General features: G+C 44.5%; 18 protein-coding genes. 5 read left to right on the forward strand and 13 right to left on the reverse strand.

The window, feature by feature from the left end:
- Positions 1-58: 58 nt before the first annotated feature.
- On the reverse strand, positions 59-3,304 hold the full coding sequence (locus NFI81_RS13680; RefSeq protein ID WP_374759447.1) for a SusC/RagA family TonB-linked outer membrane protein: 3,246 nt from the start codon (positions 3,302-3,304) through the stop codon (positions 59-61).
- 232 nt (positions 3,305-3,536) lie between these two features.
- On the opposite strand from NFI81_RS13680, the gene NFI81_RS13685 reads away from it, so the two are divergent.
- Positions 3,537-5,075, forward strand: coding sequence for an FG-GAP repeat domain-containing protein (locus tag NFI81_RS13685; RefSeq protein ID WP_234611888.1), 1,539 nt, complete (start codon positions 3,537-3,539; stop codon positions 5,073-5,075).
- Here the strand turns inward: NFI81_RS13685 and NFI81_RS13690 are convergent, their stop codons facing one another.
- From NFI81_RS13690 to NFI81_RS13720, 7 genes are all read right to left on the reverse strand, one after another.
- Positions 5,076-6,227, reverse strand: coding sequence for a carboxypeptidase-like regulatory domain-containing protein (locus tag NFI81_RS13690; RefSeq protein WP_234611887.1), 1,152 nt, complete (start codon positions 6,225-6,227; stop codon positions 5,076-5,078). It lies immediately after the preceding gene.
- 87 nt (positions 6,228-6,314) lie between these two features.
- The gene (locus NFI81_RS13695; protein WP_234611886.1) at positions 6,315-8,078 is read right to left on the reverse strand and encodes a phospho-sugar mutase; all 1,764 of its coding nucleotides are present in this window, start codon (positions 8,076-8,078) and stop codon (positions 6,315-6,317) included.
- Positions 8,079-8,128: 50 nt separating this feature from the next.
- Complete coding sequence (locus tag NFI81_RS13700; protein ID WP_234611885.1) at positions 8,129-10,819, reverse strand: MGH1-like glycoside hydrolase domain-containing protein; 2,691 nt, start codon at positions 10,817-10,819, stop codon at positions 8,129-8,131.
- 87 nt (positions 10,820-10,906) lie between these two features.
- On the reverse strand, positions 10,907-12,616 hold the full coding sequence (locus tag NFI81_RS13705; RefSeq protein WP_234611884.1) for a D-alanine--D-alanine ligase family protein: 1,710 nt from the start codon (positions 12,614-12,616) through the stop codon (positions 10,907-10,909).
- A gap of 165 nt (positions 12,617-12,781) precedes the next feature.
- The gene (locus NFI81_RS13710) at positions 12,782-13,039 is read right to left on the reverse strand and encodes a NifU family protein (RefSeq protein ID WP_234608027.1); all 258 of its coding nucleotides are present in this window, start codon (positions 13,037-13,039) and stop codon (positions 12,782-12,784) included.
- Positions 13,040-13,098: 59 nt separating this feature from the next.
- A complete protein-coding gene (locus tag NFI81_RS13715; protein WP_234611883.1) occupies positions 13,099-14,211 on the reverse strand; it encodes an Mrp/NBP35 family ATP-binding protein in 1,113 nt (370 codons plus the stop codon).
- Between the two features lie 106 nt (positions 14,212-14,317).
- The gene (locus NFI81_RS13720; RefSeq protein WP_234611882.1) at positions 14,318-15,322 is read right to left on the reverse strand and encodes a GSCFA domain-containing protein; all 1,005 of its coding nucleotides are present in this window, start codon (positions 15,320-15,322) and stop codon (positions 14,318-14,320) included.
- A gap of 126 nt (positions 15,323-15,448) precedes the next feature.
- Between NFI81_RS13720 and NFI81_RS13725 the strand changes: the two genes are divergently transcribed.
- From NFI81_RS13725 to NFI81_RS13740, 4 genes are read left to right on the forward strand one after another with little or no spacing between them, the layout of a single operon-like run.
- Positions 15,449-15,886, forward strand: a complete 438-nt coding sequence (locus tag NFI81_RS13725) for a DUF6934 family protein (protein ID WP_234611881.1) — start codon at positions 15,449-15,451, stop codon at positions 15,884-15,886.
- Complete coding sequence (locus tag NFI81_RS13730) at positions 15,883-16,026, forward strand: hypothetical protein (RefSeq protein WP_234611880.1); 144 nt, start codon at positions 15,883-15,885, stop codon at positions 16,024-16,026. Before NFI81_RS13725 ends, NFI81_RS13730 begins: the two co-directional genes overlap by 4 nt.
- Positions 16,023-16,868 carry a glycoside hydrolase family 16 protein gene (locus NFI81_RS13735; RefSeq protein ID WP_234611879.1) on the forward strand — a complete coding sequence of 282 codons (846 nt, stop codon included), beginning with the start codon at positions 16,023-16,025 and terminating at the stop codon, positions 16,866-16,868. The genes NFI81_RS13730 and NFI81_RS13735 overlap by 4 nt, the downstream gene beginning before the upstream one ends.
- A gap of 35 nt (positions 16,869-16,903) precedes the next feature.
- Entirely contained in the window at positions 16,904-18,682 is a 1,779-nt protein-coding gene (locus tag NFI81_RS13740; protein WP_234614850.1) for a DNA polymerase III subunit gamma/tau, read from the forward strand.
- Here NFI81_RS13740 and coaE read toward each other — a convergent pair.
- Genes coaE through NFI81_RS13765 form a run of 5 tightly spaced genes read right to left on the reverse strand, consistent with a single transcriptional unit; the run spans position 18,679 to position 21,168 of the window.
- A complete protein-coding gene (coaE, locus tag NFI81_RS13745; protein WP_234611878.1) occupies positions 18,679-19,287 on the reverse strand; it encodes a dephospho-CoA kinase in 609 nt (202 codons plus the stop codon). The two genes, NFI81_RS13740 and coaE, sit on opposite strands and share 4 nt — an antisense overlap.
- A 27-nt stretch (positions 19,288-19,314) precedes the next feature.
- Positions 19,315-20,007, reverse strand: coding sequence for a YbbR-like domain-containing protein (locus tag NFI81_RS13750; RefSeq protein ID WP_234611877.1), 693 nt, complete (start codon positions 20,005-20,007; stop codon positions 19,315-19,317).
- A 53-nt stretch (positions 20,008-20,060) separates the two neighbouring features.
- Complete coding sequence (gene yajC / locus NFI81_RS13755; protein WP_082213506.1) at positions 20,061-20,363, reverse strand: preprotein translocase subunit YajC; 303 nt, start codon at positions 20,361-20,363, stop codon at positions 20,061-20,063.
- 51 nt (positions 20,364-20,414) lie between these two features.
- A complete protein-coding gene (locus NFI81_RS13760) occupies positions 20,415-20,849 on the reverse strand; it encodes a DUF1573 domain-containing protein (RefSeq protein ID WP_310590122.1) in 435 nt (144 codons plus the stop codon).
- A gap of 16 nt (positions 20,850-20,865) precedes the next feature.
- The gene (locus tag NFI81_RS13765) at positions 20,866-21,168 is read right to left on the reverse strand and encodes a YtxH domain-containing protein (protein ID WP_234611875.1); all 303 of its coding nucleotides are present in this window, start codon (positions 21,166-21,168) and stop codon (positions 20,866-20,868) included.
- Positions 21,169-21,194 lie beyond the last annotated feature (26 nt).

Below are 21,194 nucleotides of genomic sequence, written 5' to 3' on the forward strand. Positions count from 1 at the left end.
TTTTTATCAAAATCTGTCTAAACCGATGTTGTGAAATAATCCTTGTGTTTCTTCGATTTTAGAAACCTAAATTGATACCCAAAGTGTAGCTTCTTGTAATCGGGTAGTTACCAACGTCGATACCAAAGTTCGTATCTGCGTTACCGCCAACTCCCGGATCAAGACCTTGATACTTCGTTACAGTGAACAAGTTGTTCGTTGAAGCAAACACGCGCAATTTAGACATGCGAAGCTTAGCCAAAATGTTACCCGGCAATGTATAGCCAAGGGTTATATTTTGCATACGGAAGAATGTTCCGTCTTCAACATAGAAAGAGTTTGACTGCGTGTTGGTGCTGAAATTAGAAGTGCTTTCAAAGATCGGCGTATTTGTGTTCGTGTTTGTTGGCAACCATGAGTTTTTTACGCGATCACTAACTGCTGCTCCTGTAAAAGATGGATAAAAATCAGTGAACCATTTAGAAACGTTGAAGATCTTGTTTCCAACAGAAGTATACATGTAAGTTTCAACATCAAATCCTTTGAAAGTGAATTTAAGGTTAATACCGCCAGTAAATTTCGGAACCGGACTTCCCAGATACGTTCTGTCATCCGAATTGATCACACCGTCACCACTAACATCCTCATAACGGAAACGGCCAGGGGCTTTGCCATCCTGTGCAGGCGCTCCATCCACTTCTGCCTTGTCAGCAAAGAGACCCATTACTTTGTATCCGTAGAAAGATGAGATCGCATAACCAATCTGGTTTCTGATAGGCTGTATGCCGCGGAAATCAGGGTTTACTGTCAGGTATTTAATCCCCGGAGCAAGCGACTCAATGTTGTTCTTAAGAATACCAGCCGTGAAGTTCACTTCATAACCAAGGTCATTTGTAATGCGGCCACGGTTAATGATCTGCAAGTCAATTCCCTTGTTTGACATTTTACCAACGTTAACAGAAGGAGCAGCTGCATCATATCCGGCAGTTGCAGTGATCGGAACCTGGAACAAAAGATCCTTGGTATCTTTTTGCCAAAGGTCAATAATGATATCCAGTTTGCCTTTCAGGAATGTTCCGTCGATACCAATGTTCTTGGTAATACTGGTTTCCCACTTAGCGCTTTTATTACCGATACGTGTTCTGTAGTATCCTTCTACTGCACTTGAGTTGGTTCCATTGATATCGTAAGATGACTGGCCAAGACTCGCGCCGTACAAGCTGTACTGGTTGTTTGGATCCACGTTATTGGAGTTACCCATCAGACCGTAACCACCTCTAAGTTTAAGCTCTGTTACGAAAGGAACGCTCTTCATGAAGTTTTCGGACGAAATTCTCCATGCTGCTGAGAACGCAGGGAACACCCCGTAACGGTTGTTTGCACCAAAACGGGAAGAACCGTCGCGACGCACAACCCCTGTCAGAATGTAGCGGTCATTGAATGTATAGTTGGCGCGGGCAAACAGTGAGTAGAAGTTAACTCCTTTATAATAGTCACTGAAAACCTGTTTTGAACCAACGTTATTCATGTTGATATAGTTGATATCCGTAGAGAATGGGTTCAAACCAGATGAGTTCTGATTTTTTCCGACCCCTGTATTCAACGCTTCCTGACCAATGATCACATCCAGATTGTGCAAGCCAAACGTTTTCTTGAAGTTGGCAGTGTTTGTCAACGTCCAGCTGAAACGGTGCCCTGAACCTTCGTTGTAACCAAATGCTGAGTTATTTTCAGAGTTTTCATATTGTAATCTGCTGAAACCTCTGTTTGCATAGTTGGCATACTGTGCGCCAATGCTTGAACGTAAAGTCAAACCAGGGATCACATCCAGTTCGATATAGAAGTTACCGAAACCGTTTCCTGCGAAGCCTGCGTTGTTTTTCAGACCGTCCCTGCTGGCAACCGGGTTACGCGGGTTGTTGAAACCTTTTGCTGCCGTTCCTGCATAACCGCCGAATTCATCGTAAACCGGGATGATTGAAGGCATACGGAATGCAGAAAGGATGTCATTTTCATCCGCTGCCACACCTTGTCCACCATTTCCACCGCCCTGGCCAAGCACCTGTAAGTAAGTGAACTGTGCGTTCTGACCAATTCTCAGGTTTTTAAGCACATCAAATTCAGTGTTAATACGGAAGGCATAACGTTTGAAACCATTGTTCAACATGATACCCTTCTGATCCTGAACACTGAAACCTGCATAAAACCGGTTGTTGTCACCACCACCAGAAAAGCCCAGTGAATGTCTCTGCAACGGGGCATTTCTTGTGATCGCATCATACCAGTCTGTTCCCTGCTTGTTGGCCCTTACAACCTGATAAATGGAGCCGCGCGCCGGGTCAACATTGTATTTCAACTTTTCAGCAGCAAGGTCCAGTTCACCCACAACGCCTGTTTTTCCACCTACGTTAATGTAATCGGGCAAAACCGGCTTGTCACCTGAGCCGTACTGTCCGCTGGCAACATTGGTGAATTTCGGAAGTGAATCACCCTGGAATGCGTCATTTCTGATCGCCTGCCATGTCCAGTCAGCTTGTTCCTGAGGTGTCAGCATCGTTTGTCCTTTACCAGGCGTCGTTACCCCGAAAAGTCCATCATATGTAACGCTCAGTTTCTTAGCCTTCTTTGTACCTTTTTTGGTCGTGTAAACAATTACACCGTTCGCTGCACGTGCTCCGTAAATGGAAGCCGCCGCCGCATCTTTCAGTACGGTTGTTGTTTCAATGTCATCAGGATTAAGGAAATCTGTTGATCCTGTTGGCACCCCGTCAACCACATACAATGGCTCGTTACCACCAAAAGCGCCAAAACCCCTTACGCGGATCTGGCTGGATGTTCCCGGCTGACCATTTGTGATCACCGTAACCCCGGCCACGCGCCCTTGTAATTGCTGTTCAACGTTTCCTGATGGGGTTGCCGTTAAGTCTTTTGACTTAACTGTGGAAACCGCACCCGTTGTTTCTCTCCTGCTATCGATGGTGTAACCCGTTACGATAACTTCCTCTAACGCCGAAATGTCATCTTCCATCTGAATGTTGATGACACTCTGGTTGCCCACAGTCACTTCTTTTGTTTTGTAACCAACAAAGCTGATTACCAATGTGCCGCTATTTCCTACGTTAATAGAAAAATCGCCGTCACCATTTGTGTTTGTTCCCGTTTGGGTTCCTTTCAAGACAACCGTCGCTCCTGGAATGCCTGTTCCGGCGAGGTCGGTGATCTTTCCTGTTACTTTACGTTCTTGTGCGAATGCAACAATTGCTGCGAAACTGAGCATGAAGGAGAAGAAGATACTCCTTCCGGAGTTCTTGTAGATTCTTTTCATAATACGCGGTTAGGTTAATAATTATTAAGCAGTCAAATCTATCATTATTTCCACAAATAATTGGCTGTTTCGGACTAAAATTTTTAAGTAATGAAATAATAGTATTATAAAAAGATAAAATAATGTCATAGATAACCGATTTTACAATGTTTATTTACACGAATGCATGCAAATCGTTAAGCCGCATATTGTACAATCTTAGTATTTGTACCTCAAAATTTATTTTCACGAGATGCTAAGGAATCTTCGCAGGCTTCAATATTACTTTTTTCTGATTTCCGTTTACCTGTGCCTTTGTAACATTTCCTGTGGTAAAAAGAACGCCAGCGAGTCCGTAGCGGAGGGAAAAGCACTGGCTGCAAAATACTGCTCAAACTGCCACCAGCTTCCGGATCCGGCACTTTTGGATAAATCCACATGGATAAATGGCGTGTTACCAGCAATGGCCGAGCAGCTTGGGATCGAAGTTTTGGAAGGGAACATTTATCTGCATAACCAGCAGTCTGCACTGTCCTCTGCCGACTGGAACAAGCTTGTACATTATTATCAAACCCTTGCGCCGGATACGTTGCAAGTTTCTAACGGTTACAAACAAACGCGCGATTGGGCTATTTTTGAATTAAAACAGTCAAAAGTTATTCCGAAGGCTGTCAGCAGTACATTACTGGTTGCGATTGACTCATCTCAGCACCGTATTTACACCAGTGACCTGGAAAATCCGGGTTTGTACGTTTCCGATAATTTGGAACTGCGAAAACTGGTGACCAAACTTTCCTCCCCGGCGATTGACATTTGTTTTCCCACTCAAAGAAAACCCGAAATGACCATCACTTCCATGGGTGGCATGCGCGCCCTGGACATTACGAAGGGCCAGATTTTAACATTAAACGAAAAGCCCGGCGCAAAGCCTGAACTGATCTCAAATGACCTCACCCGGCCCATACAAAGCCAGCCCATTGATTTCAACAAAGATGGTTTGCAGGATTACCTGGTCTGCGCGTTCGGGCACAACCGGGGCGGATTGTATTTACTGAAACAACTTGCCGGGCACAAGTTTGAAAAGGTGGCTGTGAGAGAAATGCCAGGGGCAACGGAAAGCCATATACGCGACCTGAATGGCGACGGGTGGCCAGATATTATAACGCTCTTTGCACACGGAGACGAAGGAATATGGGTTTTTATCAATAATAAGCAGGGCGGTTTTACTGAAAAAAATGTACTCCGATTTCCTTCCGTTTACGGTTCCAGCAGCTTTCAGCTGGTTGATGTTACCCATGACGGCAAGCTCGACATTATTTATACAGCCGGCGATAACAGTGATTTTTCAAGGATTCTGAAACCTTATCATGGCCTTTATATTTATGAAGAAACGGGAAATTTCCAGTTTAAGCAAACGCATTTTTTCCCCATAAATGGGTGCACAAAAGCTATCGCTGCGGATTTTGATAAAGACGGAGACATAGACATTGCCACCATCGCCTTTTTTGCAGACTTTGAAAAAAAGCCTGAGGAAGGTTTTCTTTATTTCGAACAGAATGGCTTGACGCCTGAAAAAAAACCTCGTTTCCAACCCTATGCCGTTCCTGTGCATAAGCATGGGCGATGGATTTGTATGGATGTGGAAGATTATGATGGGGATGGCGATGAAGACATTGTCTTAGGGAATTTTTCCAAAGGCTTTCTGAACAAGGAAAGTTTGAAACCCACCTGGGATGTGCATGCGCCATATGTGTTGCTTGAAAACAAAACATTGCCAACGAAGCTGAAATAGCTAATCGTCTCTCTTCCAGTCGGCAGGTAAAAGTGATGAAAAACGATCATTGCCAAGGTCACCTGCAATCTCAAAACCCATTGGAATCGATACCCAGCCCGATGGCGTGATCACCATATAACCCTGCGGCAACGTGATTTGCGTGTATGCGTAAGGCATATCTGAATAAGGAGAGCGGCCTTTTTTCTTCATAAAAAACACTTCCAGCTGCGTGCCTGAAACCACTAACCGCTCGGTCACCAGCTCGCCGGGGCGGATCAATCGCATTCCCCGCACTTGCTCTATGCGATTATGCAGGTGATTGGCAATGGTGTTATACCCGTTTTGTGTACGCACCGTGTTAAACCGTCTCATGGAATCGGGGATAGCCTGATAAACTTTAAAACCTTGTTCCTGTAAACTATCCGAAACCATGCTCGACAATAAATGCTTCACAGAGCCCTGATAGGCTATCTTCTGGTTCGCCCGCCACTGCTTTTTTTGCAAGCTATCTTTTGGAACGAGCAATTCAAACCGCGTACTTCCGCCATAATAAACCTTCCCGTTGAAATAATCAAAATCATCCAGATCCTGATGAATGCGATAGCCTAATGCAAGGTTTTCAATGATCAGCGGCTTGGTTGTTTGTGCGGTTAAATGTTTATCATCGTCCTCCGAAATCTTCAAAACCTGCGGGTTAAGGATCTTACATTGCTTGCTAAAACGGCTGTTTCCTAGCAATTCGCGGGTAATGATCTTCAAATATTTCTCGCGTTTCTTATTCTTTTTGGCATAAACGGTCACACCTTCCAGCTCCATACCTTCCCTTAATTTGAAAAGAACGGTCTTAACACCGGGCTGCTCAAAACGCAATGTCTGCTTCACAGTTTCGTAACCCAAAAACGAAACGGCCATTTCCAGGTTGCCAATAGACAAATTGGTCAGCCGGTAATTACCGTTTTCGTCCGCATTCGTTCCTATGGTTGAATTATTGATGAACACATTGGCAAACGGAAGCGGCTTGCCTGTTTTTTCATCAGTGACTTTTCCAGAAAGCGTAACCGTCCCGCCCTGCTGGGCATGCGAATATCCCGAGCAGCAAAACGTAATAAAAACCACCAGCCAAAATGAGCGGGAGGCGTTATTGGTAAGCAAGTTATAATTCAAATGCATTGTAAGGTCCGGCGCTTTTCTATTCAAATATAAAAGCAAATAGCCACCCGGAAGTAAGTGGCTATTTGCATGATGTTTTTCAAATGATTATTTCAACCCAAGCTCTTCGCCAATCGAGGCTACTTTCTCTTTCAAGCTCGCGTAAACGCTGTCGAAATCTTCGTTTTTCTCCAAAGCCGCCCGAACGCCTACATAAAATTTGATTTTAGGCTCTGTTCCGGATGGGCGGCAAGTAAACTTCGTTCCGTCCTCTGTAAAGAATTGAAGCACATTAGATGGCTCAATGCCCATTTCCCCCGATGGAATGGAATGTGAAGTTCCGCTGGTAAAGTCCACAGTGCTAAGCGCTTTGTAATCATCCATTCTGATCACAGGCGAGCCTGCCAAAGTCTTCGGCGGATTGGCACGGAAATCGGCCATCATTTGCTGAATCTCATCCGCCCCTGATTTCCCTTTTTTGGTCAAAGAAATGAGTCCTTCGTAATAGAAACCAAACTGTTTGTAGATTTCCATCAGCATATCAAACAGGCTCAGCCCTTTGTCTTTTGCATAAGCCGTCAATTCCGCGATCATAGCGCAGGAAGCAATGGCATCTTTATCCCGAACCGCGTCACCGATCAGATAACCGTAGCTTTCCTCGCCACCGCCGATGAATTGCTCAACGCCTTCTTTTTCACGGATTACCTGCGCGATGTATTTGAAACCGGTCAGCGTATTGTAACATTTAACGTCGTAGGCCGCGGCCATTTTGTCAATTAAATCGGTGGTAACGATGGTTTTACAAACAAACTGAGAGCCTGTTAGCTTACCTGCGTCTTTCCAGGCATTCAAAAGATAATAGATCAGCACGCTGGCTGTCTGGTTACCATTTAAAAGCTGGATTTCACCGTGATGGTTTTTCACCGCAATTCCCACACGATCCGCATCGGGGTCTGTTCCCAAAACAAGGTCCGCATCAATTTCCTTCGCTTTTTCCACGGCTTTGGACATGGCTTCACTCTCCTCAGGATTTGGATAAACGACCGTAGGGAACTGCCCATTGCCTTTCGGCTCTGCTTGCTCTTCAATGACGGTAACTGCTTCGAAACCCATTTTAGCTAAAAGTGCCGGAACCAATGTCACACCCGTTCCATGTAAAGGTGTGTAAACGATTTTCAGCCCTTTCTGACGTTCCAAAGCTCCCTTTGAAATGGAAAGCGACAGAATGTGATCCATATATTTTTCATCAACCTCGGCACCTATCATGATGATTTTCGATGCATCACCGTCGAACTTCACTTCCTCAATGGATGTGATCGCGTTCACCTCATTAATAATGTTGGTATCGTGCGGCGCAACCACCTGAGAACCATCGTCCCAATATGCCTTATAACCATTATATTCCTTTGGATTGTGCGATGCCGTTACTACCACGCCGCTTTTACAACCTAGTAAACGGATCGCAAAGGAAAGCTCCGGCGTAGGACGGAGTGCTTCGAAAAGGTAAACGGCTATGCCATTTGCAGAGAAAATATCGGCAATGATTTTTGCAAATTCGTCGGATTTAATGCGGCTGTCGTAAGCAATCGCCACTTTTATTTCTTCATTTGGGAATGCCTGGTTCAAATAATTTGCCAAACCTTGTGTCGCCGTTCCCACAGTGTAACGGTTCATGCGGTTGGAACCTATACCAATGAGGCCTCTCAGCCCACCCGTCCCGAATTCCAGGTCTTTATAAAATGCGTCTGTCAGTTCAGTATCGTTTCCTTCATCGATTAATTGTTGAATGGATTGTTTGGTATCGATATCATAATCACCGTTGAGCCAGCTGCTCACTTTGGTCATTACACTGGGTTCCAATTTTGCAGTCATAATTTGATTGAATGGAATTAATTGAATAATATACCTTATGTTTTGTTGAGTTACTTGATGATTTCCAGCTCTTCCTTTTCGGGCTGCTTTGCGGTTTCCTTGGCGGTTTTATGAATCAATTCTGCAACTAATCCCGTCCAGCCTGTCTGGTGACTTGCGCCGCAGCCGCGACCATTATCCCCGTGGAAATATTCGTAAAACAGAATGTGTTCGTTGAAATTCGGGTCTTTCTGCATTTTCTGATCAACTCCATACACGGCCCGGTTCCCATCCGCATCCTTTTTAAAGATATCAATCAGGCGGCAGGCAATAGCCACAGCAGCCTCCTTAATCGTTGCTAAATTGCCGGAATTTGTTGGATATTCTACCATAAAATCCTCGCCATAATAAGCGTGAAATTTCATGAGAGAGTCAAAAATAAGGTAGTTCAATGGGAACCAGATCGGACCACGCCAGTTGGAATTCCCGCCCATAATGTCCGTAAGTGCCTCAGCAGGAGTATAATCCACTTGCAACACTTCACCGTTAATATAAAATTTGTAAGGGTTTTCTTCGTGATATTTAGACAAAGCCCTTACCCCATAATCGGAAAGAAATTCATTCTCATCCAACATTCGTTTCATGATCATTTTCATCCGGTGACCCCGTAGGATCGACAGCAGTCTGTTCTCCCCTTTCCCGGACTCAAACCAACGCGAGATTAGCCGAGCCAGATCGGGCCTGTTTGCCAAGACCCACTCCACACGCCGTTTGAAGACAGGCATTTTATCAAGATTTTGCGGATCCAGGATTTCCACCGCAAAAAGCGGGATAAGACCTACGATCGACCTCACTTTCAGCAAGATACTTTGCCCGTTCGGAATATGAATGACATCATAATAAAACTGATCTTCTTCATCCCAAAGGCTTATCGACGAATTTTTACCGCCAATAGACTCCATAGCGCCTGCAATGTGCAGGAAGTGCTCGAAGAATTTGGAAGCCATATCCTGGTAAACCGGGTGCACAAGCGCAATTTCGACCGAAATTCGCAACATATTCAAAGTATACATGGCCATCCAGCCCGTCGCGTCCGCCTGTTGAAGTTTTCCCCCAAACGGCATCGGTGTAGACCGGTCAAAAACGCCGATATTATCAAGGCCAAGGAAGCCGCCACTGAAAATGTTGTTGCCCGTATCGTCTTTTTGATTCACCCACCAGGTGAAGTTCAGAAGCAGCTTATGGAATATTTTTTCAAGGAATTCAATGTCGCCAACGCCGTTATTCTGCTCACGGTCAATTTCATATACTTTCCAGGTTGCCCAGCCATGAACCGGCGGGTTGACGTCGGAAAAATTCCATTCGTAAGCCGGAATCTGGCCGTTCGGGTGCATGTAATATTCGCGAAGCAGTATTTCGAGCTGTCTTTTGGCAAAATCCGCATCTACGCGTGCCAGCGGGACGCAGTGAAAAGCAAGATCCCAGGCCGCGAACCAGGGATATTCCCATTTATCAGGCATCGAGATGATATTGGCCGCGTACAAATGTTTCCACCCGGAATTTCGCCCCCATTTCCTACCCTGATTAGGCCCTGGCTGCGCCGGATCGCCTTTTAACCATTCATAAACATTGTAATAATAAAATTGCTTGCTCCACAACATGCCTGCATAAGCCTGCCGCTGAATGGACCGCAGATCAGCATCCGCTACATCGCGCTGAAGATCATCATAAAACTCGTCCGCCTCCCTGATCCTTTTAGCGAACAGATCTTCAAAACCGCCAAATGGCTCTGATATAGAGTGATTTACAAATCTTAGTCTAAATGTTGTGCTTTCGCCTGCCTTAATTGTTCTCGTAAACCGCGCCGAGGCCTTGGTGCCAATGCTGTTCGGGTTAACAGTATTCGTTTTTTTGTTGCTTACAATATAGTCATTGATCCCGTCTTTCGGATACGCAGTGTTATTCGCAGTTCCGTAAAGTTTCTTAAAGTTGGTTTCATTTTCACAAAACAACAATTCGTCTGCACCGTCCAGGTAAAGGTTGTATTTCCCGTGTTTCCGGTGTGTAACCTCAATCAGCCGGTTTGAAATGCCGTTCATAATCGGCTTATAATTGAAAGCCTCATATCCCCAGGACCACGTGTTTCGGAACATAATCGTAGGCAGAACGGTGATGGGGGCATCTTTGGTGCCACGGTTAAAAACCGTCACCTTCATCATAATGTCCTCCTCGTCCGCCTTTGCGTGCTCAATGAAAATATCGAAATACTCATCATTCTCAAACACGCCCGTGTCCATGATTTCGTATTCAGGATCTTCCTTACCGCGGCGGCCGTTTTCCTGGCGCAACTTTTCGTAAGGAAAGGGGTTTTGCGGATATTTATACAGCATCTTGGTGTAGGAATGGGTCGGCGTACTATCCAGATAATAGTACATTTCCTTCACATCCTCCCCATGGTTAGATTCCCGGTTTGTGAGACCAAAAATCCTTTCTTTCAGGATCTTATCATTGTGATTCCAAAATCCGAAAGAGAAGCATATATGTTGTTTATTGTCAGAAAAACCGCCAATTCCGTCCTCACCCCAGCGATAGGCTTTCGAAAGCGCCATTTCATGCGTAATGTAATTCCAGGCGTCTCCGTTTCCACTGTAATCTTCGCGGACCGTTCCCCACTGGCGTTCAGACAAATAAGGTCCCCACTTCTTCCATCCTGTATTCTCCTTTTGCAGGCTTAATCTTACTTTTTCAGCGCCGTGTGCCATTAATGTTATATTTTTCTAAAAGGAATGAAATCTCTGTGTAAAGCTAAATAGTTAATCAGCAAAATAGGAATGATCAGCAAATTCAAATTAAACTTCCAGCGATTCCAGTTGGTTATGAATCTTCACCTGAAAGTTAACCTTGCCTGCGTAAAATGCTGTGGTTGCGGCAGCTCGTTCCGAGGTTTCAGTTAGTAGAGGATGGCGTTCTGCGTGTAACAGTGCCTCCACATCGGCAACATACTCCTTGAACATCAGCGGGTTGGTCAATACATAATATTTTCCATCCGAAGCATGTAGAACCGGAACCGGTTTCACTTCTCCCGCTGCATTCAATTTTCCGTATTTTGCTCTTGCAGCCGTGTATTCCTCGTCCGTAGAGGCAAAAACAATGTATTTCAAAGGCTTGCTTTTCGCATTCTCAGCCACGATTTTTTCATCGAGACTATCCAGCAGACTTCTAAGCTGCCACGTATTTTTTCCCGAGCGAATCCTTTCCCGGATTGACTGTCTTACGAGATAGGTCAATGCCTGCGTAACATTCAGCCCAATTTCAGCCATTTGCTTGAAAATGAATGACGTAGGTGACATTCCGGGGATAGTATTCGGGTCGTGGAGGACAATCGTGCCGTCAGGCGTGAGAAATCCGTCGATACGGACGCAAACGTTAATGCCCAGCTGTTCGAAAACGGTGGCTATGACCTTTTGAATTTCCTGGTTCTTTTCCAGCGTCGTATCAACGGGAATACGTTTGAGACTCGCGCCTGGCTTATATTTTGCATTAAAATCAAAAACCTGGACCATTTTTATCACCTCGCTGGGCGGGAGAGCCAATGATTTACCGTCATCAAACTGAATGCAGCCGCAGGAGAATTCCTGTCCTTCAATAAACTCTTCTATCAAAACCTGGTCTTCCCCATTTGAACTGCTCAACAATGCATGCTCATTACCTTTCGAGAAATAGCCGTCCAGCACTGCTGTAAGCTTCGCCGGGTGATAAATAGTTTCCCCATTCAAAACTACCGGAAAACCGATCCCTTCATCAAGATTAGCCATTTTTTGTGCCCAGGCCTGTTTTTCGGCGCCATCCAGCGCATTCCAGGTCGTGCCATACAGCTCAACCTGAAAAAAGCATTGATTTACAGCGGATATAAACTCTTCCAAAGAATCACCTTTAACGATCGCAACACCGATCGACGATCCCTGATGTGGGGCTTTGATCACCAATGGGAGCCCTAAATGTTTTTTAAGAACCTGAAATAGAATGGGATACTCTCGCGGAACCCATTGATCATATCGCAGCGTCCAGCTTTTTTTCTGCTGTCCGTTCACCAGCGCGATCATTTCATTTTGAAGGATTTTATCAATTCCCACAGCCGATCCCATTAAACCCGGACCGCTGTAAGGTATCTTATACCACTCCAACAAACCCTGGATCGCGCCGTCCTCGCAATCAGGGCCGTGCATGGCCAGGAATGCAAAGTCGAAATGTTCTTTGAACTGATCAGGAGATAATAATGTCCCGATTTCTGCGGGGATGGGCTGATCAGCAAGCTCAGGATGAGACTCAATGTAAGTTTTATAGCCCGTCTGATGAATGCTTCTTGACGGATAAAATTCCCGGACCTCACTTGAATACATTAACACTTTTTCAAGCAGGATAAAGCGTCCGAAACTATCAACAAAGACCGGAACTGGCTCAAAAAGTGACTTGTCCAGATGTTCAAAAGCAGTTTTTCCACCAGCAAATGAAATTTCCCTTTCCCGGGACGGTCCTCCGAAAAATATTCCGATGCGCATATTTTATAATCAGGTAAAATCTTCTAAATCTTACGCGCAATATAACTTACTAATCGAGACGAATCAATTTCTGGCTGCAATGCCGGGGAATTTTAAATAAAAAAGCAGCCTCCGTTTTAGAAAAGCTGCTTTTATTAAAAATAAGGTTATAAAAAACGACCTGTTTCAGGCCAGTTCAGCGACATTTACAGCAACCACTTTGCTTACGTGCGGGACAGCTTTACGGATGGATTCTTCAAGACCTGCGCGAAATGTCATTGCGCTCATCGGGCAGCTTTGGCAAGAGCCCTGCAATTCCAATTTAACGACCAGATCATCAGTCAGTTCCACAAATTTCACATCTCCGCCGTCTGCATGCAAGTAAGGTCGTACCGAATCGAGCGCTTGCTCGATGAGTTCTATTGTTTTTTCTTTTGAATCCATTTTAAAAAAATCTATTTGCTAAGATGCAAGAATATATCCAAAAAATCAAATTATTAACATCACGCTGAAACCTGGATTTCAACAGGCTGCGTTTTTTCCTTCGAAGCATTTCTGATCGCCACCTGTTGAGCCAGAGACTCGGCAGCATCGCGAAATGCATCATTTACAATTGGATTCACATCCATCACAGCCGGCCGACCTTCATCGCCAGCCTCCCTTATGCCCTGCACAAGCGGAATCTGACCCAGTAATGGAACATCAAACTTGTCAGCAAGCAACTGGCCTCCGCCTTTTCCAAAAATATAATACTGATGATCGGGCAGCTCTTCCGGCGTAAACCAAGCCATATTTTCAATCACACCCAGGATCGGAACATTGATCTGTGGTTGTTTGAACATTTGCAAACCCTTAATAGCATCCGCCAGGGCAACTTTCTGAGGCGTTGTAACAATTACTGCCCCGGTAACCGGCACCGTTTGCACCAATGTTAAATGTATATCGCTTGTTCCGGGAGGTAAATCTATCAGTAGATAATCAAGATCACCCCAATCCGTATCTGCAAAAAACTGCTTCAAAGCCTGACTGGCCATCGGACCGCGCCAAACTACTGCGCTATCAGGCGGTGTCAGGAAACCAATGGAGATCATTTTAATTCCATATTGGCGGATCGGGTTAATGTAGTTTTTACCATCCTTCGGTGTAATTGTCGGCTGCATATTTTCAGCGCCGAACATAACCGGGATCGAAGGCCCGAAGATGTCCGCATCGATAATGCCCACCTTAGCGCCTGAACGGTGCAGTGCCATTGCCAGATTTGCAGTAACGGTTGATTTACCAACCCCACCTTTTCCCGAAGATATAGCAATCACATTCTTTACGCCTGGGATAATCGGCCCCGACTGGCGTGTGGAAGTGACATTGGCCGTAAGTTTGATAACAACCTCAACGTCAGGACTTAAATGTTCGTGGATGGCCGCCTCGCAATTCCTGCGGATCAACTCTTTCAAAGGGCAGGCAGGCGTTGTAAGAACAACCGTAAACCTCACCTGATTAACCCCGATTTCAATGTCCTGGATCATACCTAGTGTAACCAGGTCCTTTTTCAGGTCAGGTTCTTCAACAGTGCTGAGCGCCTGTAAAACTTTCTCTTTATTGATAGTAAATTCTCCCATTATACTGGTTAAGACCCCGTTACAATCTGTTAGCGACGTCTTGGAAACTTAAAAATGTGTAATCTTTTACTCTGATATTATGCAACACGAATTGTTCCTAATGAGTTTATCTCACATCTGAAAATTCGTGGATCTTCTCTTCAAGTTCCCTGATTTCTTTCGTAACATCAATTTGTGAATAAAGCGCATTTAATTTAGCCAGCACGCTTTTCAATAATTTCTGATGGCTTTCCGTGTGCCCGTGCAAAGGCCGGTGCAGCATCATTTGCCGTATTCCGTCCCACTCTTTCATAAAATGGAGGGCGTCACTATCAATAAATGCTTTGGAAAAAACATTAAAAATAAAGTCCTCTGCAAGCTTGTTGGGATGGATCAGATCATCTTCATAAAAACGGTAATCACGCAGCTCATCCACCATGATTTCATAAGATGGAAAATACTCCACTTGTTTGTATTTTTCAGACAAGCGATGGCAAACCAGCCGTAATGTGGACTTGCTGACCTGATTCAGCGGCAACGTGTCCCGCGTATGTCTTACCGGACTCACCGTTAATATGACCCTTAGGTTTCTTTGGAAAGACTGCAGTTTTTGAATCAGCTGCTCATATGCGATCATGATCTGGTCGGGATGCAGCAATTCTTTTACGAAGCGGTCGGAAGGCAGTTTGTGACAATTACCAATGATCTGATTGGTCTGCTTATGCCGGTAGCCAAACGCAGTCCCAAATGTAATGACCAAAAGATCGGCCTTTTGCACAAATGCTCTTGCAGTCGCCATCTTGTCCGTCAGCTGTGCCAGCAATTCCGCCTGATCCCTTCCATATAGTGACGAATGAAAATCGTGGTGAAGCCAGATCCTATCGGAATTCTCTACAAACAATGCTGGATTCGGCTGCTTACTTTCCAGCGTCGCATCCAGAATTTTCGCAATAGCAAGCGGATTAAAAACAGTCCCAAAATGATTGTTAAGAACCTTGAATTTATACGCAGAAAGCTGACTACCAAGCACATCTGCAAAGCAAGACCCAATGGTCACAATCTTGGAATGCTGGTTAATTTTCCAATCCGCTGCGGCAACCCCAACCTCAGTACTGAGCTTAATTTCCCTCATTCATTTATTAAATATCTCTGCTGCGAAATTACAAGTATTTGGTCAGTTTCGGATCATTAATGTGCTTTCATAAATTGGAGAAAAGGATTATGTTTGAGGATCGATTCACACACTAAAATATATTATATGCAGGAAGATTTTTATCCGTTTTCTCTATCCCACCACAAACTGCGTTACGAATTTGTTAGTGTGAGTACAATTAAGGAAATTAGAAAAGTTGTAACACTTGACCTCACGACGTCGGCAAACACATACAATCTGGCTTTGCTAGATACCCTTGATTCAGGAAAACTAAGTGATCTTGTCGAAAGCAACAATAATGATTTAAGTAAAGTACTCGCTACGATCTTTCAGATTATAGAAAACTTTTTTCGAAAATGTCCGAAATCCTTAATCGCATTCAGGGGCAGCGATGAGCGCAGGCAAAGGCTTTATAGGATTGTAATCACACGAGAATTATCCAAAATTGTCAAAAAATTTGAAGTATACGGAAGCATTGAAAATCAAATTTTTTTGTTTGAGCCAAATATAGAATATGATTTTTACCTCATCTCGAAACTATGAAAAGCAAGAAGCAATATCAGCCTGAAAAGCAGCTCAACGGGGAGCAAATTGTAGAAAAGAAATTGATGGAGATGAATGAGCTGCTCTCAAAAGTGGATCTTTCCAAATTACCAAAGCGGCAGTCAGCCGGACAGAAATGAAAAGATTCGCATTCCTCATTGCTGTCTTAACTGGCTTGGATGGGATACAAGCCTGCGCACAACCAGCAGAAACCCCAAAAGCGAAAGTCTCCACCTACGAGTTCGCCGCCACGCCATCCTGGCAGGATGAATTCGATTATTCCGGCAAGCCCGATCCCAAAAAATGGAATTACGACCTGGGTGATCATGGCTGGGGGAATAATGAGTTACAGAATTATACGGATAAGGTCGAAAATGCAAAGGTTGAAGATGGATACCTGATCATTGAGGCCATCAAGGGAAAGTCGGGGAAAGTCAATTACAGCTCCGCCCGACTGGTTTCGAAAGGCAAGGGAGATTTCCTTTACGGCAAATTTGAGATCCGGGCGAAGCTGCCGAAAGGCCGCGGCACCTGGCCGGCAATCTGGATGCTGGCGAGCGAAAATAATTATGGAAACAAAGGCTGGCCGGATAATGGCGAAATTGATATCATGGAGCACGTCGGGTTTGACCAGAACAAAATCCACGGAAATGTTCATACCAAAGCATTTAACCATTCAATTGGCACAAATAAGGGCAACAATGTAGTAGTTGAGACCGTCTCTGACGAATTTCATACATATTCATGCGAATGGACGCCGGAATCAGTGAAGATACTGCTCGATGGGAAGGACTATTTTACTTTTACCAAAGAAGCTGGCTATGAATGGGCACAGTGGCCATTTGATAAACCTTTTCATTTAATTTTAAACATTGCTGTTGGAGGCAATTGGGGTGGACAGAAAGGCGTGGATGACAGCATTTTCCCTCGAAAAATGGAGATCGATTACGTGCGTGTTTACCCGCTTGTTGAGAAAAAGTAGCTTTGAAATTCGAGCGCATGGAAGTATCTTGCGCTATGGATAATTTCGTTGTCTCGGCCAGAAAGTATCGTCCCGTCACTTTCGACTCGGTGGTTGGCCAGTCACATATCACTACAACATTAAAAAACGCAATCCGCACCAATCACCTGGCGCAGGCCTTCCTTTTTTGCGGGCCAAGAGGGGTTGGAAAGACCACATGCGCACGGATTTTGGCCAAAACCATTAACTGCCAGAACCTTGGCGATGATGTGGAAGCCTGCGGAGCTTGCGAATCTTGTGTAAGCTTTCAAAACAATGCATCATTCAACATTCACGAGCTGGATGCTGCTTCTAATAACTCCGTCGAAGATATCCGTAACCTCATCGATCAGGTTCGTTACCCGCCTCAAACGGGGAAGTACAAGATCTATATTATTGATGAGGTTCACATGCTTTCGCAAGCGGCTTTCAATGCATTTTTGAAAACATTGGAAGAGCCGCCGGGTTATGCCATTTTTATCCTGGCTACAACAGAAAAGCATAAAATCCTGCCGACCATTCTTTCGCGTTGCCAGATCTTCGATTTCAACCGCATTCAGCCGAAAGATATCGCTTATCACCTCTCCGATATTGCGAAGAAAGAAGGCATTGAAACAGAAAAAGAAGCATTGGAATTAATCGGTCAAAAGGCGGATGGCGGTCTTCGGGATGCGCTTTCGATGTTTGACCTTAATGTGACTTTCTCAACGGATAACAGGCTTACTTACGAGGCTGTGCTGGAAAATCTGCACATTCTGGATTATGATTATTATTTCAAAATCACAGACGCGCTGACTTCCGGCAGCATTGCACGTTCCCTTGTTTTGTTTGATGAAATTTTAAGAAAGGGCTTTGACGGCCATCTGTTCGTGGTCGGACTTTTAGAGCATTTCAGAAATTTGTTGGTTTGCAAAGATCCGCAAACTGTAACGCTTTTGCAGGTTTCGGAATCAGCGGAACGAAAATATCAGCAGCAATCTGCACTGGCTGATATGAGCTTTTTATTATCGGCGCTTAGCATTGCAAGTCAATGTGATATCAATTATAAATCGGCAAAAAATCAGCGGTTGCATGTCGAGCTATGTTTGATGAAGCTTGCTAATCTGCCCCATGTTCTTCAACTTTCCTCCCTTACCGCCGTTGATGAAACGGCAAAAAAAAAAGTTGAGCCCGAATTAAAACCCTTAAATCCTGATCCGGCAACGCCCGTAGAAGCCAAGACTAATGGAATTCCTGCCAACGGATTTTCAACCAATGGAAATCATACGGATGCCCAGACGCGTGCAACCCAACCTGCACAGGCTCCGTCGAAGTTAAAAAATACCATCGCGTTAGCCCCAAGTGCGCCTAATGCAGATATAGCTGTTAAGGAATCGCCACAAGGAGAGATTGAAAATGCCATAGCCAATGCTCCTAATAATGCCATAAAGGACGCATTGTCATTAGAGACATTACAAACGCATTGGTATGAATTTGCCGAAAAACGGAGGATGGCAGGCAATTCAACGACGGAAGAAATCAGTTTAAACAAAGAATTCAAACTGGAAGGCACGACCATTGAAATTGCTTTGGACAACACACATCAGCTGGAAGCAATGGCCAATGTGCGTTATGAACTGCTCACTTATCTCAAAAGCCGCCTTGACGCGCCAAGATTAGAAATCAATCCGCGTGTAGATCCCCAAAAAGTGAACCGGCTTCCTTACACACCGGCAGAGAAATTCAATTATATGGCTGAGAAAAATCCCTATTTGCTGGAATTGAAGCAAGCTTTGGGATTGGATGTAGACTTTTAAATTGACCTGTCTCCTATCTTAAAAATGTCATGCAATTTCAAAACCTGCGGAATTAAGGCAGACTCTTCATCATTATTGATAAAAAAATCAGCCACTTTTTTCCGATCCTCGTCAGAAACCTGCCTTTTCACAATAGCCCTGATCTCATCTTCACTCCGCTTGTCTCTCTGCAAAATCCTGCTTACACGCAATTGCAGCGGCGCTTCTACCACAACTACATAATCCAGCGAATTCCGGTCACCGGCTTTATTCATAATCGCAGCTTCCTTCACCACATACGGCGAAGTTGCATGATTTTGAACCCAGTCGGCAGTGTCCTGCATGACAACGGGGTGAATGATCGCATTCAGTTTTTTAAGTAAATCGTCGTTGTTGAAAACCAGCGAGCTTACATAGGAAGTATTATAACGACCTTCTGCGTCGTATGAGTCTCTTCCCAGGAGAGCAACAACGCGATTAATGATTTGCTGATTGTGATTGGTCAGCCATTTTGCGCGGCTGTCTGCATTGTAGACGGGAATTCCGAGACAGGAAAACAGCTTACAGACAACGCTTTTTCCGGATCCAATTCCGCCGGTTATTCCAATTTGAAGGGGAAGGGACATGGCGGAGGAATGACGTTAGGATTAAATTTACGGCGTGATCACATTAAGATACTGCGCGACCTCAAAACTAATATAAACGTCTCTGTGACTCACCTCCACCAAAGGTGAAACCGGAAGCGGAATGGGCAGGCTTTCGTCGAAATTGTTCTGAATTTTCGGGGTAGGCACAGCAACGCGGATTGTATCAGGGTATGAACGGATCAGCGAAATAGGCCCATCGACAGAAATAAGTGATGGCGACACATTGATAATGCTTGAAATTACGTATCCGTCACGAATGTTAACGGCTGCGCTGTCGACACGGATAGGAATTATTTTCCTGATTTTTCGCTCAAAATTCAATTCGAAAGTATCGGCGATAACGTAATTCACATGCAGATTGGGGAACAACTCTGTGATCTGGTCCGTCAATGTTGTCGAGTTGATAAAACTCGCTTCATTGGGGTTATTCACCTTGTAGATCACCGGATTAGCATTAAAATTAAGCCACGATTTTTGTAGTAACGTCCAGCCATCGCCCGACACATTCACAGAAATTCTTTTGGGCAGAGGCTGCATGGGAACGAAGGCCGAATTGTCGTATTCGATGTCCAGCGGATAATTGAGCTTGATCGAATAATTATCCTTGTTCAACACATTCATTAACCAAAAAAACGCGGCTGCCAGAATGCATACAAAGAAGGTCTTAACTTTATTTTGGCCTGATGGTACGTTACTCACAGCAAAAAAATTGAAAATGCACACATCAGAAAATGTGTGCCGTTTATAATTACTTACGCTGCAATGGTACGCGCAACCGCCGATTTATCCACCGTAAGCTTCACTCCTTTGTCCAATTCCAGCGTAACAGTTGTATCCTCAACTGTGTAAACCCGGGCATGGATCCCTCCTATTGTAACGACCTGATCTCCTTTTTTAAGATTGCCAAGAAGCTCTTTTTGCTCTTTTTGCTTCTTTTGCTGCGGACGGATCATGAAAAAGTAAAATACACCAATGATACCAACCCACATAATAACCTGGTAAATCATGGCTTCTGAACCGCCGGACGCTGCTTGTGCTAAAATGGAAAACTTCATTGTAATGGATGGATTAGTAAGTTGGTAACCTTTCGGTTGTGATAGGGAAAGTTAGTTGAGTGTATCGGGTTTGGGAGCTGCATTTACAATTCCTCTTAACCTGAGCTCCGTATAAGCCGGCTCGGTGTTGGCATAAACCGTAATCGTTTTTACCTGCGGGCCAGTTTTGTTTTTGCTGTCGAAACGGACCTTAATGCTAGCGGTCTGCTTTGGGCCGATGGGATCTTTGGGCCATTCGGGTGTGGTGCAGCCGCATGACGATGTAATGTTATTGAGTATCAAAGGATATTCACCATCATTCCTGAATTTGAAATCGTGCTCCACGACCACGCCTTCCTGAATGGTCCCAAATTCATAGGTCGAACTGTCGCTCAAAGTAAAAACAGGCATTTTTGAGTCTGCCTGTTTCGAATCTTCTTTGTTATCGCTTTTGGAACAACTGGAAAGTGTCAGTGCAACTCCCAATAAAAAAACCAATGATCGCATTTTCATAAGCAATAAATCAGCTGGCCTGTCCTTTGATTTGCGCCATGAGGCGATCCACATCTTCAAGTAATTTTTCAGCTTTTTCGCGTGCATCATTGACCACACGCTCTCCCTCCGTTTTTGTAACATTGTCGGGCTGATCCTTTTTATCAACCAGATCTTCAATTACGTCTTTTAATTTTTCTCTGTATTTAGACAATCTGTATGTCAATTGTGTCCGCAGAACCTCTCCTTTATCAGGTGCATAGAGGATTCCCAGGGCAGCGCCTGTGACACAACCTGTCAAAAATGCGATTAAACTATTGCTGGTCTTACTCATAACATTTGGTTTTAGCTGTAAATATT

The organism is Dyadobacter fanqingshengii (assembly GCF_023822005.2).
GTDB lineage: Bacteria > Bacteroidota > Bacteroidia > Cytophagales > Spirosomataceae > Dyadobacter > Dyadobacter fanqingshengii.

Bases quoted from the DNA above. Each gene is read 5' to 3' on its own strand.
- NFI81_RS13680 (WP_374759447.1), bottom strand. From the start codon at position 3,304: ATGAAAAGAATCTACAAGAACTCCGGAAGGAGTATCTTCTTCTCCTTC.
- NFI81_RS13760 (WP_310590122.1), bottom strand. From the start codon at position 20,849: ATGCGATCATTGGTTTTTTTATTGGGAGTTGCACTGACACTTTCCAGT.
- NFI81_RS13710 (WP_234608027.1), bottom strand. From the start codon at position 13,039: ATGGATTCAAAAGAAAAAACAATAGAACTCATCGAGCAAGCGCTCGAT.
- NFI81_RS13690 (WP_234611887.1), bottom strand. From the start codon at position 6,227: ATGCATTTGAATTATAACTTGCTTACCAATAACGCCTCCCGCTCATTT.
- NFI81_RS13685 (WP_234611888.1), top strand. From the start codon at position 3,537: ATGCTAAGGAATCTTCGCAGGCTTCAATATTACTTTTTTCTGATTTCC.
- NFI81_RS13715 (WP_234611883.1), bottom strand. From the start codon at position 14,211: ATGGGAGAATTTACTATCAATAAAGAGAAAGTTTTACAGGCGCTCAGC.
- NFI81_RS13725 (WP_234611881.1), top strand. From the start codon at position 15,449: ATGCAGGAAGATTTTTATCCGTTTTCTCTATCCCACCACAAACTGCGT.
- yajC (WP_082213506.1), bottom strand. From the start codon at position 20,363: ATGAAGTTTTCCATTTTAGCACAAGCAGCGTCCGGCGGTTCAGAAGCC.
- NFI81_RS13705 (WP_234611884.1), bottom strand. From the start codon at position 12,616: ATGCGCATCGGAATATTTTTCGGAGGACCGTCCCGGGAAAGGGAAATT.
- NFI81_RS13765 (WP_234611875.1), bottom strand. From the start codon at position 21,168: ATGAGTAAGACCAGCAATAGTTTAATCGCATTTTTGACAGGTTGTGTC.
- NFI81_RS13735 (WP_234611879.1), top strand. From the start codon at position 16,023: ATGAAAAGATTCGCATTCCTCATTGCTGTCTTAACTGGCTTGGATGGG.
- NFI81_RS13740 (WP_234614850.1), top strand. From the start codon at position 16,904: ATGGATAATTTCGTTGTCTCGGCCAGAAAGTATCGTCCCGTCACTTTC.
- NFI81_RS13730 (WP_234611880.1), top strand. From the start codon at position 15,883: ATGAAAAGCAAGAAGCAATATCAGCCTGAAAAGCAGCTCAACGGGGAG.
- coaE (WP_234611878.1), bottom strand. From the start codon at position 19,287: ATGTCCCTTCCCCTTCAAATTGGAATAACCGGCGGAATTGGATCCGGA.
- NFI81_RS13700 (WP_234611885.1), bottom strand. From the start codon at position 10,819: ATGGCACACGGCGCTGAAAAAGTAAGATTAAGCCTGCAAAAGGAGAAT.
- NFI81_RS13720 (WP_234611882.1), bottom strand. From the start codon at position 15,322: ATGAGGGAAATTAAGCTCAGTACTGAGGTTGGGGTTGCCGCAGCGGAT.
- NFI81_RS13695 (WP_234611886.1), bottom strand. From the start codon at position 8,078: ATGACTGCAAAATTGGAACCCAGTGTAATGACCAAAGTGAGCAGCTGG.